This is a genomic window from Serratia sp. EC4 (assembly GCF_059652115.1).
The window spans coordinates 522,634-536,399 of sequence record NZ_JBNIDE010000004.1 but is presented as its reverse complement, the minus strand read 5'-3'; the positions used below and the strand labels follow the sequence as shown (position 1 = coordinate 536,399).

The following is a 13,766-nucleotide window of genomic DNA, read 5'->3' as shown; positions in this document are numbered from 1 at the left end:
CAGTGTTTATGTATGGTAGAGACTCAAAGACGGTTGAGGCTGCAAAGCAGCCGTGCTCGCACCGCAGTGCGCTACGTTCATGCGCTGGCGCAGGGGCTGAAAGGTTGGGCGTTCAAAAGCCGCGAGCCGGCGTCGCTGGGCGATGGGCTGGCCGCCGGTGAGTGGGTGCGCGCCAGCTACCTGCGCGACGGCAAGCGCATCTGGCAGAACCAGGCGGTGTTCACGCTGGCGGAAGGCCGGGTGCTGGTGTTTACCCTGGCGATGGCGCGCAAGCTGACGCCGCAGGACGACGCGCTGCTGCAGCAAGTGCTGAACAGCTACCGGGCGGCATAACGATGAACTCTTCACGTAAAAGGACCTTACGATGACCGAAGCGGCTCGCGTCGGCGATACCATCGGGCATTCCCATGCCCTGGCCGGCATGATTGCCGGCACCCTTGTCGGCGGCTTGATCGCCGCCGCAGGCGCATTGGCGGCGGGTGCGCTGTTCGTCGCTGGCCTGGCGGCTTCCTGTATTGGCGTTGGCGTGTTGCTCATCGGCGCCAGCGTGGCGGTGGGGTATCTCACCGGGGAGGCGGCCACCGCGGCGCGCGACGGCATTGCCGACACCGGTGCCGGTAGCCTGACCCCCAAAGGCAATATCGTCACCGGCTCCCCCAACGTCTTCATCAACGGCAAACCCGCCGCGCTCGCCACCCACAGCCAGGTGGCCTGCAGCGACGACGGCCCGAGCATGCAGATGGCGCAGGGCTCTGACAAGGTCAGCATCAACGGCCAGCCCGCCTCGCGCGTGGGAGACAAAACCAACTGCGACGCGCAGGTGATGGAAGGCTCGCCCAACGTGTTTATCGGCGGCGGCACCGTCACCACCTTGCCGATCAAGCCCGAAGTGCCGGATTGGCTGTACAAGGTCTCTGACCTGACGCTGCTGTTCGCCGGCCTGGTAGGCGGCGTGGGCGGCGCCGCCGGCAAACTGGGCGCCTTGGGCAAGATGCTCGGCAAGCTGCCCGGCATCAATAAGCTGGGACGCATTGCCTGCCGTTTTGGCACCTTGATGACTGCCACCGCCGCCGCCGGCATTATCGCCCGGCCGGTGGATATCGTCAGCGGCCAAAAATTCCTGTCCGGTGACGATGAGCTGGACTTTGTACTGCCCTCGCGCTTGCCGGTCGCCTGGCAACGTTACTGGCGCAGCGGCAACCCGGCAGAGAGCGTGCTGGGGCGCGGCTGGAGTCTGTTCTGGGAGAGCAGCCTGCAGCCGTATCAGGACGGCCTGGTGTGGCGCGCGCCGTCCGGCGACTTCGTCGCTTTCCCCAGGGTGCCGCTCGGCCACAAAACCTACTGCGAAGCCGAAAAATGCTGGTTGATGCACAACGCCGATGGTAGTTGGCAGGTATTCGACGTCAGCGAGCAGACCTGGCACTACCCGGCGTTGAGTGATGAGCCGAGCCGGCTGCAGATGATGACTGACCTCACCGGCAACGTGATCTCTCTGTTCCACGACGACCACGGCCGGCTGAGCGAGCTGGTCGACAGCGCCGGCCAGCGACTGGTGTGCCGCAACCTGACTACCACCAATGGGCTGTCCCGGCTGAGCACCGTGCTGCTGTATACTCCGGACGGCGAGCTGCCGCTGGTGCACTATGGTTACGATGATGAGGGGCAACTGGTTGACGTCAGCAACCGCGCCGGCGAAGTTACCCGGCGTTTTACCTGGCGTGATGGACTCATGGCCAGCCATCAGGATCGCCAGGGTTTGTTGAATGAATATCTGTGGCAGGAAATGGAGGGATTGCCCCGGGTGATTGCCTGGCGCCACAGCGCCGGCGAAGAACTGTCGTTGCACTATGATTTTGCCGGCGGCGTGCGCCGGGCTGTACGTGATGACGGCAAACAGGCGCTGTGGCAACTGGATGACGACAACAACGTGGCGCAGTTTACGGATTTTGACGGTAGAAAAACGGCGTTTATCTATGAGCGCGATGAGCTGTGCGGTGTGGTGCTCCCGGGCGGCGCGCAGCGCCAGAGCGAGTGGGACCGTTACGGCCGTCTGCTGAGCGAGACGGACCCCCTGGGGCGCACCATCACTTACCAGTATTCCCGCAACAGCGGACGCCTGTTTTCGGTCACTTATCCGGACGGCAGCCAGGTGTTCCAGCACTGGGATACCCTGGGACGTCCGACACAGCAGATTGATGCGTTGGGTAACATCACCCGTTACCGGTATTCCGACGATGAAGAAAGCCTACCGGAGACCATTATTGATGCACAGGGCGGTGAGGTGAAACTGGCATGGAACGCACAGGGGTTGCTGACGCGTTACACAGACTGCTCCGGCAGCGTTACCGCCTATGCTTATGATGCATTGGGCCAGCTGACGCACCGCACCGACGCGGAAGGAAACCTGACCCGATATGGCTGGGACCGCGCCGGCCGGTTACAAACGTTGCTCCATCCGGACGGCAGTGAAGAGCGCTTTGCCTGGAATGTGCAGGGGCAACTGGCCGTACACCATGACCCGCTCGGCAGCGAGACGCACTGGCAGTACAACCTGCTGGGGCAGCCGGTCAGCATCACCGACCGCATCAAGCGTACGCGCCGGTACCACTACAACTGCCGCGGCTGGTTGACCAACATTGAGAACGGCAACGGTGGGGAATATCACTTCAGTCACGATGCCGTTGGCCGGCTGACGGCCGAGCGCCGCCCGGACAATACCGATCATTTTTACCGTTATGGCCCCGATGGCCAACTGACCGAACACCGGGAAACCGGGCCGCAGGATCCCACAGCACCGCCGGCGCAGCGCCTGCACCGATTCCGTTATGACGAAGCCGGTCAATTAGCCTGGCGCAGCAACGCCAGTGCGGAATGGCAGTACCATTATGATGCTGTGGGTCGTATGAGCCGTCTGACGCGCACGCCGACCGTTGCCGGCGCCGAGCTGGGCATCGAGCCGGACAGCGTGCAGCTGCGCTACGACAAAGCCGGCAATCTACTGGCCGAACAAGGGGGCAACGGCGAGCTGCAGTACCAATGGGATGCGTTGACCAACCTGCAGGCGCTGACGCTGCCGCAGGGCGACCAACTGCAGTGGCTGTACTATGGTTCCGGCCACGCCAGCGCCATCAAGTTCAATCAACAACTGGTGAGCGAGTTCACCCGCGATCGCCTGCACCGGGAAACCGGCCGTACGCAGGGCGCGCTGCATCAGCAGCGGCAGTACGATGCGCTGGGGCGTCGCAGCTGGCAAAGCAGTGCCTTCAGCCACGGGCAGATAACCAAACCGGAAGACGGCGTGTTGTGGCGCACGTTTCGCTATACCGGCCGTGGTGAACTTGAGTCGGTCTGCGATGCGCTGCGCGGCGAGGTGCACTACGGCTACGACGCGGAAGGGCGCCTGCTGCAGCACCGGGAAAACCGACTTGGCAAGGCCGGTAACCGTCTGATGTATGACGGTGCCGATAACCTGCTGGGCTGGCGAAGCCCAAATGACGATGTCGACAGACATTTACCGCTGGCGCCGATCGCCGGCAATCGCCTGACGCACTGGCAACAGCTATTTTACCGTTACGACGCCTGGGGCAACCTGGTCAGTCGGCGGAACGGGATGTATGAACAGCATTACCGTTACGATGCCGATAACCGCCTGATACAGGCGCGCGGCCGCGGGCCAGAGGGCGAGTTCGAGGCGGAGTATCACTACGATGCGCTGGGTCGCCGCACGCGCAAGACGGTAAGCTACAAAGGTAAAGCGCCGGAAACGACGCGTTTTCTGTGGGAGGGCTACCGGCTGCTGCAGGAGCAGCGGGACAACGGCACGCGCAGAACCTGGAGCTACGACCCGGCCAGCGCGTGGACGCCGCTGGCGGCGCTCGAACAGGCGGGGGATGGCAAACAAGCTGATGTATACTGGCTGCACACCGATCTTAACAGCGCGCCGCTGGAAGTTACCGACGTCGAAGGTAACCTTTGCTGGTCGGGCAACTACGACACTTTCGGCAAGTTGCAGGGACAGACGGTCGCCGGCGTTGAACAACGCAATGGGGCCGTCTACGATCAGCCGCTGAGATATGCAGGGCAATACCAGGATAAGGAAAGCGGGCTGCACTACAACCTGTTCCGTTACTATGAACCTGAAGTGGGGCGTTTTACCACGCAGGATCCGATCGGGTTGCGTGGCGGGTTGAACTTGTATCAGTATGCGCCGAATCCATTGGGATGGATTGACCCATTGGGTTTGACCAGCTGTGCACTTTCCAAGAGTATGGAAAAGGCAGGCACACCGCGTCCTGCCAATTCAGCCGCGCATCATATCGTTCCTGAAACAGCTAAGGGGGCCAGACCTGCCAGAGATATTCTGAAGCAACATGATATTGATATTAACGGTGCGGATAATGGGGTGTTCCTACCCAATCGGAATAACGTTGATGGCTTGCCTGGGATACTGCATAACGGTAAACATCCTGATAAGTATCTGGATGCAGTGAATCAGCGTATCTTGGATGCGCATGAGTTTGGTGGCAAACAAGGTGTCTTGGATGAACTCCAGTTAATGCGCGAAACTTTGCTTTCTGCGGATAGAGGTGCAAGCTGGTATACGGTGCTGTTATGAAAAAAATCTATTTACTTCAATCTGATGTGACTAACTTTTGTTCCTTTATTCAGGACTACCCTGAGGGAGAGGAAAGCATCATGGGGCGAGTACGCAGTGCTCACTGGAAACCTTTGATTAATTATACTCCCGTTATGCTAGAGCTACGTAGTAATGATACAGGGAAGCGAAACTACCAGTTTGACTTCAGTAGTGCTTTATCTCCTTTTTTCGTTCTGAGTGAGAATGTTTTGGATGAGTTGGGCGATATTTTACTTCCGAGAGGTCAGGTGTTACCGGTTATAACAGAGAGTAAAAGAAAGACTTTTTGGGGGTACTACCCTACGAATGTTCTATCGGGGTGTTTTGACCGGGAGAATTCATTGTTTCGTGAGTCAGAGGGTAAGTTTCTCATCCGGAAGCCGGCTCTTAATGCTGATAAGATCGCCGATGATTACCTTTTCTCTATAGAGGAAGATATTGGTCGTGTTTTCGTTACCGAATCGTTCAGACAGAGAGTGGAGGGTTCTGGGCTACTGGGTTTTGATTTTTCGGTAGAGATTCCAACGATCTGACTTTTGAACAAAATTATCGCAATCCAATAAAGACTTCTTTGCTGTCTTTCTGACCTCGTCATAGCACCCTGTGTGGATTCTATCCATGCAGGAGTGCACACCATGAAAATCAGCACGTTGCTGACGTTGTTTCCTCTGCTGATGCCGGCATCGGTGCTTGCCGGCACGGTACTGTATACCGATTCCCACCATCCCCCGACGAATAATGATGCTTCCGTGACCGTGATTTATCTTGACGGTCCGGAGCAGTTGCAGACGCAGCTCTTCGGCGCACTGTCGTCGAACCCGGATGAAGCGCAGCGGCAGGCGCAAGCCGTACTGCAGTCACCACAATGGCAGGCGCATGAACAGGAGCTGGCCACGGTTTACCGTGCGGTGGTGCGCGCCTGGGAACTGGGCGTCAAAAAAGTCCCCGCTGTCGTGTTTGACGATCGGGATGTGGTGTATGGCACCGCTGATATCGCCCGGGCCACCGCGTTGCGCGCGAAGTCACTGGAGGGCCAGTGATATGCAACGATCTCCCTTGCAGTTTACGTCTCCCGGACAACCCCGGCTGACCCTTAAATCCTTCGGTGTGGCCATGATGCTGTCTGCGGCTAGCGTGCCGGCGGCGAATGCCGCTCTCAACAGCGCACAGATTGTTGCCAGTGCGGTGTCGCAGTCCTGCATCAGCTGGCGCGTCAGCGGTATTTGCTACTGGTTGTTCTGCAGTTGGGGCGGCTGCACTGTCCGAACTTCGGTCAAAGTTAGCCATTTCATCCCGGAGGCGGTGGTGTCGGCGTATAACACCCCGGGAGGCAATCCGTGGCGTGAGATGTCGATGGTCAGTCAGGCCGCCGGCGGACTCGAGAGTAGTATCACCAGCGCACTGGGCGGCGTTGCAGCCGGCGGTGGCAACAATGAGCTGAAAACCCCCGGGCAGCGCAAAACCAACCTGCATTTCAAATACGCTGACGCCATTGGCCATCCGGCGACGACCCTGATTGGCGGCAGCATTGCCGGCTATTCGTGCCGCAGTGCGGCGACCCCCTTCGTGCCGTATTTCCTCAGCACGCTGGACAGCCTGGCATGGCGTACTGGCATGCCGGAATCCCTTTATCCCGAAGCGTTGGTACCTGGTCAGCGTGAGGTCGGCAGTCAGGCGGCCGCGAATATGTGGGGCAACGTCTACCCCCGTTCGGGATTTGTGACTCAGGTTGATGACGACAAGGCGGGGGCTCTGGTGGCACAGCGAGTGGCGGACATCATCACTCGCTCTGGTCAGCCGCACGTCTACCAGCCCCTGATGGGCCAGCGCTCGGAAGGTTACTGGCCACCAGGGGCCGTTCAGGAAAATATCGGAACCCGCAACCACAAATGGCAGCGCCTGGCGCCGCAGCTCAGCCAGTCTTGCGCCGTGTTCCCGGACGGTGACCATACGCCAGCAGCGGATGCGAACGCTGCCTTTGCCCTGTGGCAACCCTACAGCTGCTGCCAGCGCCGCGGGCTGCGTTTCCTCTACAGCACGGATTTTTGAGGCATAAATGATGAAAAAACCAATGAATAAATCTCTCTGGGGACGGCGCAGTCTGCTGTCCCTGTTGATTGCCGGCAGCCTGGCACTGGCCGGCGTGAACGCACACGCTGACGACAATGACGATAACGGCACCCTGTTTGGCATTTCGTTGCGCCAGGTGAATGACAGCAATGTGGGGTACGGGAAGAGCGCCAGCGGCGCGGTCTCGGACAAGCTGTTTTACTCCCTGGGCGGTGGCTCGGTGATTTCACAGCCGGCGACGCGTGGCAATATGCAGCGCCTGGGGATGAATCTGGGCTGGAGCTCGGATTTGATGTGCGGCAACTTCGACCTGAAGAGCACCATCGGTAACCAGCTCAATGGCGTGACGGACGGGTTCAAGAGCCTGATGGGTAACGTTATTCAAGGCGCTACCGGTGCGGTAGCCAGTCTGCCGGCGATGGCTATTCAGCGTGCTAACCCGGGCTTGTATGAAATGCTGACCAACGGGGTATTGCAGGCCAATGTGGCATTCGACAAAGCTCAGCTCAATTGCCAGAACCTCTCCAAACGGATGATGGATATGGCGGACTCCGGCGGCTGGAGCCAGGCGGCGGCGATGGAGGAGGCCAAAAGTCTGATCAATAACGGGGATGCCGATGCAGTGCGGTCGATGAATGCCACCGAGAAAGTAACCGGGCAATCCGGCCAGACCTGGATCGGTGGGCAGAAGCGCGGCGGCGCCGGTCAGCCGGCGATCAAGCCAACGCACGATCTGGCTGCAGCCGGCTACAACATGATGAATGCGTTGCCGGTCACCAGCACCTCCAGCGTATCCGGCAGCAGCTGTACCGGCGGTGCCTGTACCAAATATGCCAGCAGTGAAGAAGCGGCAGCCGCAGTGGTGAAGGTGTTGGGCGACACCTCGCTGCGCACCTGCAAAGACGCAGCGCAATGTACCAGTGGCGAAGGGACCGAACAGCCAGGCAGCACCGTAGCCGGTACGGGGTTTGCGCCGATGCTGGAAGAGGCGACGAAAGCAAATAACGAGCAGTTGGCCAGGCTGGTCAATGGGGCAGAAAAACCCACCGCAGGCAACCTGGCCAAACTCAAAACGGGCAGCCTGGCGGTGACCGCCGGCGTTATCAAGGCACTGCAGCGCGATCCGGATAATGCCGCTCTGGTTGGGCGCCTGGCCAGTGAACTGGCGATGGCGGATACCATCGAAACGGCCTTTATCATGCGGCGGATGATCACAACCGGGATGTCTGAGCCGAATGCCTCTGCGCAGAAAGTCGCGATGGAAGAAGGCGATCGGCGTATCGAGGCGCTGGATCGTGAGATCACGGCGCTCAAGAACGAGATGGAGATGAAGCGTGAGATTGCGCGTAACGCGGTGCTGACCATCATCGACAGGGAGAACAACCGGGCGGAAACCAACCCGCAGCGTCAGTCGGTTGACAGCCCGGATACTAAGTTCAACCAGTTGGCCGTGCCGGAAAGCGACCAGTAATCGTGAGGATGAATCAATGACCGGAACAGAGAAAAAAGCGGTGACGACCGCCAGGGGGCGCCGATTCGGTCTGCGGGCTAAGCGTGTTCTGCAGATGTTGGGCATGTTGGTGATAGCGATGATTGTCGCGCTGGGCATGGCTCACTGGGGTGTCAATCACCCGGGAGAGAGTGCTGCGCTGCGTGACTGGGTGCACAGCACCCGTTATGGCTGGCTGAGCTGGCGCCTGGCGCTATACGCCGCGCTGGCCTGGGGATTCTGGAAAATCTGGTATGCGCCGGGCTGCAAACCGGAATACCGGCAACCCCTCAAACGCATGGCCATTGCCTGCGTGTTTTTTGCCCTGGCCTGTGAATACAGTCTCTTTGGTGGAGGGCTGTCGTTATGATGACCAACAGCTATCTGGAGTATTTCCTGACGTTGCTTGGCTGGCTGATTAACAACGGACTGTGGGAGCTGCTGGTCAGTACGGGGCTGTTTGTGCTGCCGCTGCTGTTCAAGGTGGCGGCCATCTGGCTGAAGGTGCGTGAGGAAGGGGAGGATGAGGGCAACAAAGGGATGCTGTCTCTGCCACGCATCGAAAACTTGCTCTACGGGGCATTCTTTGTGATGCTGGCCTGCTGTCTGCCGCTGATGAATGTCAGCCTCGATACCATCAAGTATGACAGCAGTCGGGCGGCGACCTGTGGCACCTGGACCCCAAAGAAGCCGGATGAAACGGGCTACGCCAACATAGTATCGAGTATGAACGGCCAGACGGCGAAGGTACCGGTGTGGTGGTTGGTGGTGCATAAACTGTCGAAAGGGATCACGTCGGCGGCCGTGGCCACGATCCCGTGCCGGCCGGATCTGCGGCAGGTGCGTTTTGAGGTTCAGCACAGCCGGGTCAACAACCCGGGGCTTGCGAAGGAGCTGCAGGACTTCACCAACGATTGCTACGCGCTGGCGCTGTATACCTGGCAGAACCGCGACCAGGGACAAACAACCGACAAGGCCACGTTACGTGATATCGAGTGGCTGGGGTCGAAAACTTTCCTGAATGGTGGGTACTACAACAACCTGCAGTCCAAAACGCCGCGCGCCAGCTTCCCCTGGAATGAGGGGCGTGACAGTGGTCGGCCAAACACCGGGAGAGGCGGATACCCGACCTGCAGCGAGTGGTGGTCAGCCCGCGAAACGGGGCTGGAAGCCCGCGTGGTGAAACAGGTTGACCCGGGCGTCATGCTGCGGATGTCTGCCGCGCTGAAGATGATGGGGCAACCGGATGCAGATTATAAGGAAGCCGTGATACGTCGCCTGGTCAGCCCGGATAACCTGACGGTCTCCCAGGGCGGACGTGCTTATGCCGGCTACGGCGGCAATGCAGACTTTACCCTGGACAACTCGGTTAACCGGCTCGCGTCACTGGGCGGAACCGCGCTGGGGAGCCTGGCGGCATATCCGGCATTTGATGCGATGCGTCAGGCATTGCCGATGGTGCAGGCGGTACTGCTGATGGCGGTCTATATCATGGTGCCGCTCATCCTGGCCTTTGCGGCCTACGAGTACAAGACGGTGATCACCGTGACGTTCGTGGTGTTTGCGCTGAACTTCCTGACTTTCTGGTGGGAACTGGCGCGGTGGCTGGACAGTTGGTTACTTGAGGCATTGTACAGTTCGGACTCGCACAGTCGCTGGAATGTAGCCGGGTTCCAGAATAGTGCCGATGACCTGATTATGAACCTGGTGATGGGGACAATGTTTGTAGTGTTACCTGCGGTATGGCTTGGTGCGTTGTCATGGGCTGGCGTGAGTGTCGGGCAAGCGATTGGTAATGCGGTAAATGCAGGTTCAAAGAAAGCTCATGATACAGGTGGGCAAGCTGTAGATACGTTGAAAAAATCAGCAAGACTTTAATTCATATTCACCTTGATAAGGGATGCTAGCTCATCCCTTATCAATCATCATCGAGATCTATTCGGTAAGATCCGCAATATAATCCATAACCTTGATCGCCATCTCTGTATTCTGCCAAAGCGTCATTGTCGGTGTGTGAATCAAAATAGTTGGCGTCATTCTCATGAGAGTCTGTTTGATCGACTTGTTGAAGAATGAACGCGATCGCCCAGATGAAAAGCAGAGCGCCCGTAATGATCGCACCACCTACCAGCATAATGATGAGTGAACCCAGTAATGCGACGGCGACAGGCATATGGCCTAACCAGGCAGGTAGGTTGTATTTACGAGCCTTTGTCAGCCAGAACGAGTCCCATTTCAAAATCGTACCTTTAAGGCGCTTCCACAGGCTTGCCATGCGTACTCCACGCTGATAGGCGTGGTGCTGTCTTGTTTCGTTCATCATCACTCCTTAGCCAGGTGATAGTCTGACCTCATCATAGCCTGAATAATAACCAATTGCTATTCGCTCGGCCCTCAGACCGCAAGCAAACAAGCTTTTTTGTGTTCGGAGATGCTTCATGGCCCTGCCCAGACTGGAGAGCTTTATCAGCAGGTGGAACAACAAAATAGGTTTACATCTTCAAAGTAAGGTGGTGAATACCCGATAAGGTAAAGGCGCCGGCAGCCCCCCAAATAGGCAAGCAAGGTCAAATATCCCCATGCATTATCTTCATTGCGTTAAGTATAACTGACATCTTTTCGTCCCCGATGGCCTTCAGGAACTTCTCTTTAAATTCATTATAGAGCTCTGATGTGTATATTAACCTGAGTGAATCTATGTCTATCGTTCCGTTATTATCAGTGGAGTGCGGTGGCCAGATGGTTACTTTATCAGAGTCATTATACGATCTGGAAAAATCGTCTAATTCTTCCCGATTTACTAAGCGAGTGATCGCAAGTAGGTGCTTTAATGAATATGGCTTGATAAAGTGCTTTCCTTCGATAACAAAGAAAACGGATGCAGGGTCATCATATCTTAGTTCGCTGCCATGGCAAACTATAGAAAAATTTAAATCATCGACGCAAAAATCCACTCTATGCGAAGGGATGTTTTGAGAAAGTTCTTTTATTCTCCATTTTTCTTTGTTTTTTTGAATGATTCCGCGTGTAACAAGAGGGAATAGTTTTTGCAATCTTGCTTTGGTAAATATTAAATCTATAGTTTCTTTTGGGTACTGCGCAAAGTTAAATGCTCCACTTTCCAATGGTCGGGTTAAATATTCGGCGTAGGTGCCATCGATGCATTTATTAATAACTGATTTCATACGGCGGATAGTTTCATCCAGGTTTTCATCTGATAGATCAAAACAACGGTAGACATAATGTTTATCAAAGGTAATATTTTCACGTACTGAAACAGTAACCAGCTCTAATGATATGTCAATAATTACCTTGATATAATCATTGCTAACAGCATGGCTGTGAAAGAGATAGGCCTGATGGCAGTGGTGTATAATGAACTTTAGCTCAGACAGGCTTAAGCGCGTTGTCTGAGTGTTTATTGTACTGAAGAGTTTTATGTAAATGTCGGAAATGCTTTTATCTGAATTCTCCATAAGCTCAAAGTAATGTTTCTTCTCAAAGTCTTCGTTGTCCAAGCTTGCTTCCAGGACAGTCTGAACATGTTCAGTCAGCGATTTATTTCGTGACTCTGCACGAGCCTTTAAACTATTCATTAATCGCTCAGGGAAACGAAAGGATGAAGGTACTTTCATGTTATTTCCTTTTTTGTGTAATGCAATTTTATGTAGTGTAATACAATGTAGCCAGCGAACGAAATCAAGTCAAGTGATTGACGGGATTCGATAGGATCGCTTACCCTACTCGAGTTGTATCGTCGTCTTCGGACGACCATCCAATGTCTCAGCGCTCTGTGAGAGACGCCTTCGGGTGAGTGCCATCCAATGTTTCATGTGACCTGTGAGAAACGCCTTCGGGTGGTCACAATATCCTCGTAGCCTGGAAGAGGATGCCCATGTGGCGGTACCTCCGTTTACCCTTTGAGAACGGAGATCACGGCAGTGATGAAGGTTCATTTGCGACTCAACCGCGCCAGTCCTGGTACGGTTCCTTTCACCAATAACGTATGTACTACGTTTTTCAGCTATAGAGCTCGCCATGGCGATGTTCTACGCTTCAACGGTTTGATTCTCTTATCTTTTATGACGAGTTGCTAACGATGCGACTTTTGAACGCACGTATAAGGCCATTTGGTACATTTGGCCGCTTACGTGAGTCTCATTAGGAGCAGAGGAGCGCGCGTCACTTGTGAAGTGGCGAAGACACTACCAAGTGACGCGCGTAGCGCATAACGTCTCAACCCACGCACAACGTGGCTTTCAACGTTTTACTACCATCTGACCAACATGTAGTCCGTGTCAGTACGGTTTTAAACACTCATTCACTTCAACGTAACTACGACGGGAAACCCGTTTTGAACGTTTCACTATCTAAAAGGAGGAAATCGACTCGGTATCGATGGCGACACTACGGACAGTAGTGTTGGAGGCAGCTTGACGAAAGTCAGCTCTGCATTAGCAGCAAACGGATCAGAGATCTGGGGTGCCTCGCAAGAACTCAACATTTCGCCGCCCCGATGCACAGATACCAGTCGAGACGCAGGAAGCGCAAAAGCAACCGTGTCGTCGGGGTTGAAATTACTGGGGTACAGATCCGTCTGCTTCTTTTAAAGCAGAAGGACGTGTATCCCATTGGAGATGTTAAGATGTCCAGATTCGGTAAACAGCTGGGAAAACAACTTGTCACGCTAGCTCGTCAGGGACGAGGGAGTTTTAAAACCGTTGCTGACCGTTCCAGAATTGCAGACCGTTTTTCTGAACGTCTGGCAAAGTTAAATATTCAAATTCGGGATGTAAAACACATCAAGACGACCCATGTCGAAAAGTACATTCGTAGCCGGCAGGCTGAAAATATATCGCTTCGCACATTGCAAAACGAGATGGCAGCTGTGCGCTCAATCATGTCAGCTGCGGGTCGGAATAAACTGGCTGATCCCAATCATGAGAAATTGAGCAACCAGGCTCTCGGGATTTCAGGTGCTAACCGTGATGGGACAAAAGCTCCTATTTCGGATGAAAAATTAACTGCTGTCATAAATCACGTCTTAAAAAAAGATGCAGGGGTAGCATTGGGTGTTCAGTTGTCTCGCTATGTAGGTTTGCGAACGGAAGAAACGGTTCAGTCAGCAAAGTCATTAAAAACATGGCGGCAGGCTTTAATTAATGGCGACGAGCGTGTTCGGGTTGTGTTTGGCACGAAAGGCGGTCGTCCTCGCGATACGACCATTTTTAATCGTGAGAAGGTTTTATCTATTTTAGAAGCGGCAATAAAACATTGTGATGATCACAATGGGAAACTGATTGATAAGCCTTCATTGCATACAGCAATAGAACGTTATCGAAATATTGTACGTGAAGCAGGAATGACAGGGAAAGATGCTCCCCATAGTTTGCGATACGCTTATTCACGCGATGCGGTGACTCATCATGTTAAAAATGGAATGAGTCGTGTAGAAGCGGAGGCATTGGTATCGATGGATTTGGGCCATGGTGATGGCCGAGGGCGTTATATTAAGCAAGTCTATTTTAAAGGTGATGTGGAGTAACGGATTAATCGCATTCAGTGTGCGGG

11 protein-coding genes are annotated in these 13,766 nt (G+C 55.3%); 9 read left to right on the top strand and 2 right to left on the bottom strand.

The features are described 5' to 3' along the window. The 8 genes from ACP39K_RS16040 to ACP39K_RS16005 all read left to right on the top strand — a co-directional run. Nucleotides 1–333, top strand: a 333-nt coding sequence (locus ACP39K_RS16040; protein ID WP_497008673.1) for a DcrB-related protein, incomplete at its 5' end; no start/stop codon positions are given. Between the two features lie 31 nt (nt 334–364). Next, nucleotides 365–4,615, top strand: coding sequence for an RHS repeat-associated core domain-containing protein (locus tag ACP39K_RS16035; RefSeq protein WP_497008672.1), 4,251 nt, complete (start codon nt 365–367; stop codon nt 4,613–4,615). Then, nucleotides 4,612–5,169, top strand: coding sequence for a hypothetical protein (locus ACP39K_RS16030; protein ID WP_060558330.1), 558 nt, complete (start codon nt 4,612–4,614; stop codon nt 5,167–5,169). Before ACP39K_RS16035 ends, ACP39K_RS16030 begins: the two co-directional genes overlap by 4 nt. 102 nt (nt 5,170–5,271) lie before the next feature. Then, entirely contained in the window at nt 5,272–5,676 is a 405-nt protein-coding gene (locus ACP39K_RS16025) for a TIGR03757 family integrating conjugative element protein (RefSeq protein WP_060558333.1), read from the top strand. A gap of 1 nt (nt 5,677) precedes the next feature. Beyond that, nucleotides 5,678–6,685: a TIGR03756 family integrating conjugative element protein gene (locus tag ACP39K_RS16020; RefSeq protein WP_497008671.1), complete on the top strand. Its 1,008-nt coding sequence runs from the start codon at nt 5,678–5,680 to the stop codon at nt 6,683–6,685. A gap of 10 nt (nt 6,686–6,695) precedes the next feature. After that, on the top strand, nt 6,696–8,177 hold the full coding sequence (locus ACP39K_RS16015; protein ID WP_497008676.1) for an integrating conjugative element protein: 1,482 nt from the start codon (nt 6,696–6,698) through the stop codon (nt 8,175–8,177). A 16-nt stretch (nt 8,178–8,193) separates the two neighbouring features. Next, nucleotides 8,194–8,565 (top strand): hypothetical protein, encoded by a 372-nt coding sequence (locus ACP39K_RS16010; protein WP_497008670.1) that lies wholly within the window; start codon nt 8,194–8,196, stop codon nt 8,563–8,565. Then, nucleotides 8,562–10,073, top strand: coding sequence for a conjugal transfer protein TraG N-terminal domain-containing protein (locus tag ACP39K_RS16005; RefSeq protein ID WP_497008669.1), 1,512 nt, complete (start codon nt 8,562–8,564; stop codon nt 10,071–10,073). The genes ACP39K_RS16010 and ACP39K_RS16005 overlap by 4 nt, the downstream gene beginning before the upstream one ends. 40 nt (nt 10,074–10,113) lie before the next feature. Here the strand turns inward: ACP39K_RS16005 and ACP39K_RS16000 are convergent, their stop codons facing one another. Both ACP39K_RS16000 and ACP39K_RS15995 read right to left on the bottom strand, forming a co-directional pair. Then, on the bottom strand, nt 10,114–10,518 hold the full coding sequence (locus tag ACP39K_RS16000) for a hypothetical protein (protein ID WP_497008668.1): 405 nt from the start codon (nt 10,516–10,518) through the stop codon (nt 10,114–10,116). A 244-nt stretch (nt 10,519–10,762) separates the two neighbouring features. After that, nucleotides 10,763–11,830, bottom strand: coding sequence for a hypothetical protein (locus ACP39K_RS15995; protein WP_497008667.1), 1,068 nt, complete (start codon nt 11,828–11,830; stop codon nt 10,763–10,765). Between the two features lie 1,010 nt (nt 11,831–12,840). Between ACP39K_RS15995 and ACP39K_RS15990 the strand changes: the two genes are divergently transcribed. Next, complete coding sequence (locus ACP39K_RS15990) at nt 12,841–13,740, top strand: integrase domain-containing protein (RefSeq protein ID WP_497008666.1); 900 nt, start codon at nt 12,841–12,843, stop codon at nt 13,738–13,740. Nucleotides 13,741–13,766: the final 26 nt, after the last annotated feature.

What these genes read in the sequence shown, in the direction of transcription:
- ACP39K_RS16035 (WP_497008672.1), top strand. Translation starts at nt 365, where the DNA reads ATGACCGAAGCGGCTCGCGTCGGCGATACCATCGGGCATTCCCATGCC.
- ACP39K_RS16030 (WP_060558330.1), top strand. Translation starts at nt 4,612, where the DNA reads ATGAAAAAAATCTATTTACTTCAATCTGATGTGACTAACTTTTGTTCC.
- ACP39K_RS16025 (WP_060558333.1), top strand. Translation starts at nt 5,272, where the DNA reads ATGAAAATCAGCACGTTGCTGACGTTGTTTCCTCTGCTGATGCCGGCA.
- ACP39K_RS16020 (WP_497008671.1), top strand. Translation starts at nt 5,678, where the DNA reads ATGCAACGATCTCCCTTGCAGTTTACGTCTCCCGGACAACCCCGGCTG.
- ACP39K_RS16015 (WP_497008676.1), top strand. Translation starts at nt 6,696, where the DNA reads ATGAAAAAACCAATGAATAAATCTCTCTGGGGACGGCGCAGTCTGCTG.
- ACP39K_RS16010 (WP_497008670.1), top strand. Translation starts at nt 8,194, where the DNA reads ATGACCGGAACAGAGAAAAAAGCGGTGACGACCGCCAGGGGGCGCCGA.
- ACP39K_RS16005 (WP_497008669.1), top strand. Translation starts at nt 8,562, where the DNA reads ATGATGACCAACAGCTATCTGGAGTATTTCCTGACGTTGCTTGGCTGG.
- ACP39K_RS16000 (WP_497008668.1), bottom strand. Translation starts at nt 10,518, where the DNA reads ATGATGAACGAAACAAGACAGCACCACGCCTATCAGCGTGGAGTACGC.
- ACP39K_RS15995 (WP_497008667.1), bottom strand. Translation starts at nt 11,830, where the DNA reads ATGAAAGTACCTTCATCCTTTCGTTTCCCTGAGCGATTAATGAATAGT.
- ACP39K_RS15990 (WP_497008666.1), top strand. Translation starts at nt 12,841, where the DNA reads ATGTCCAGATTCGGTAAACAGCTGGGAAAACAACTTGTCACGCTAGCT.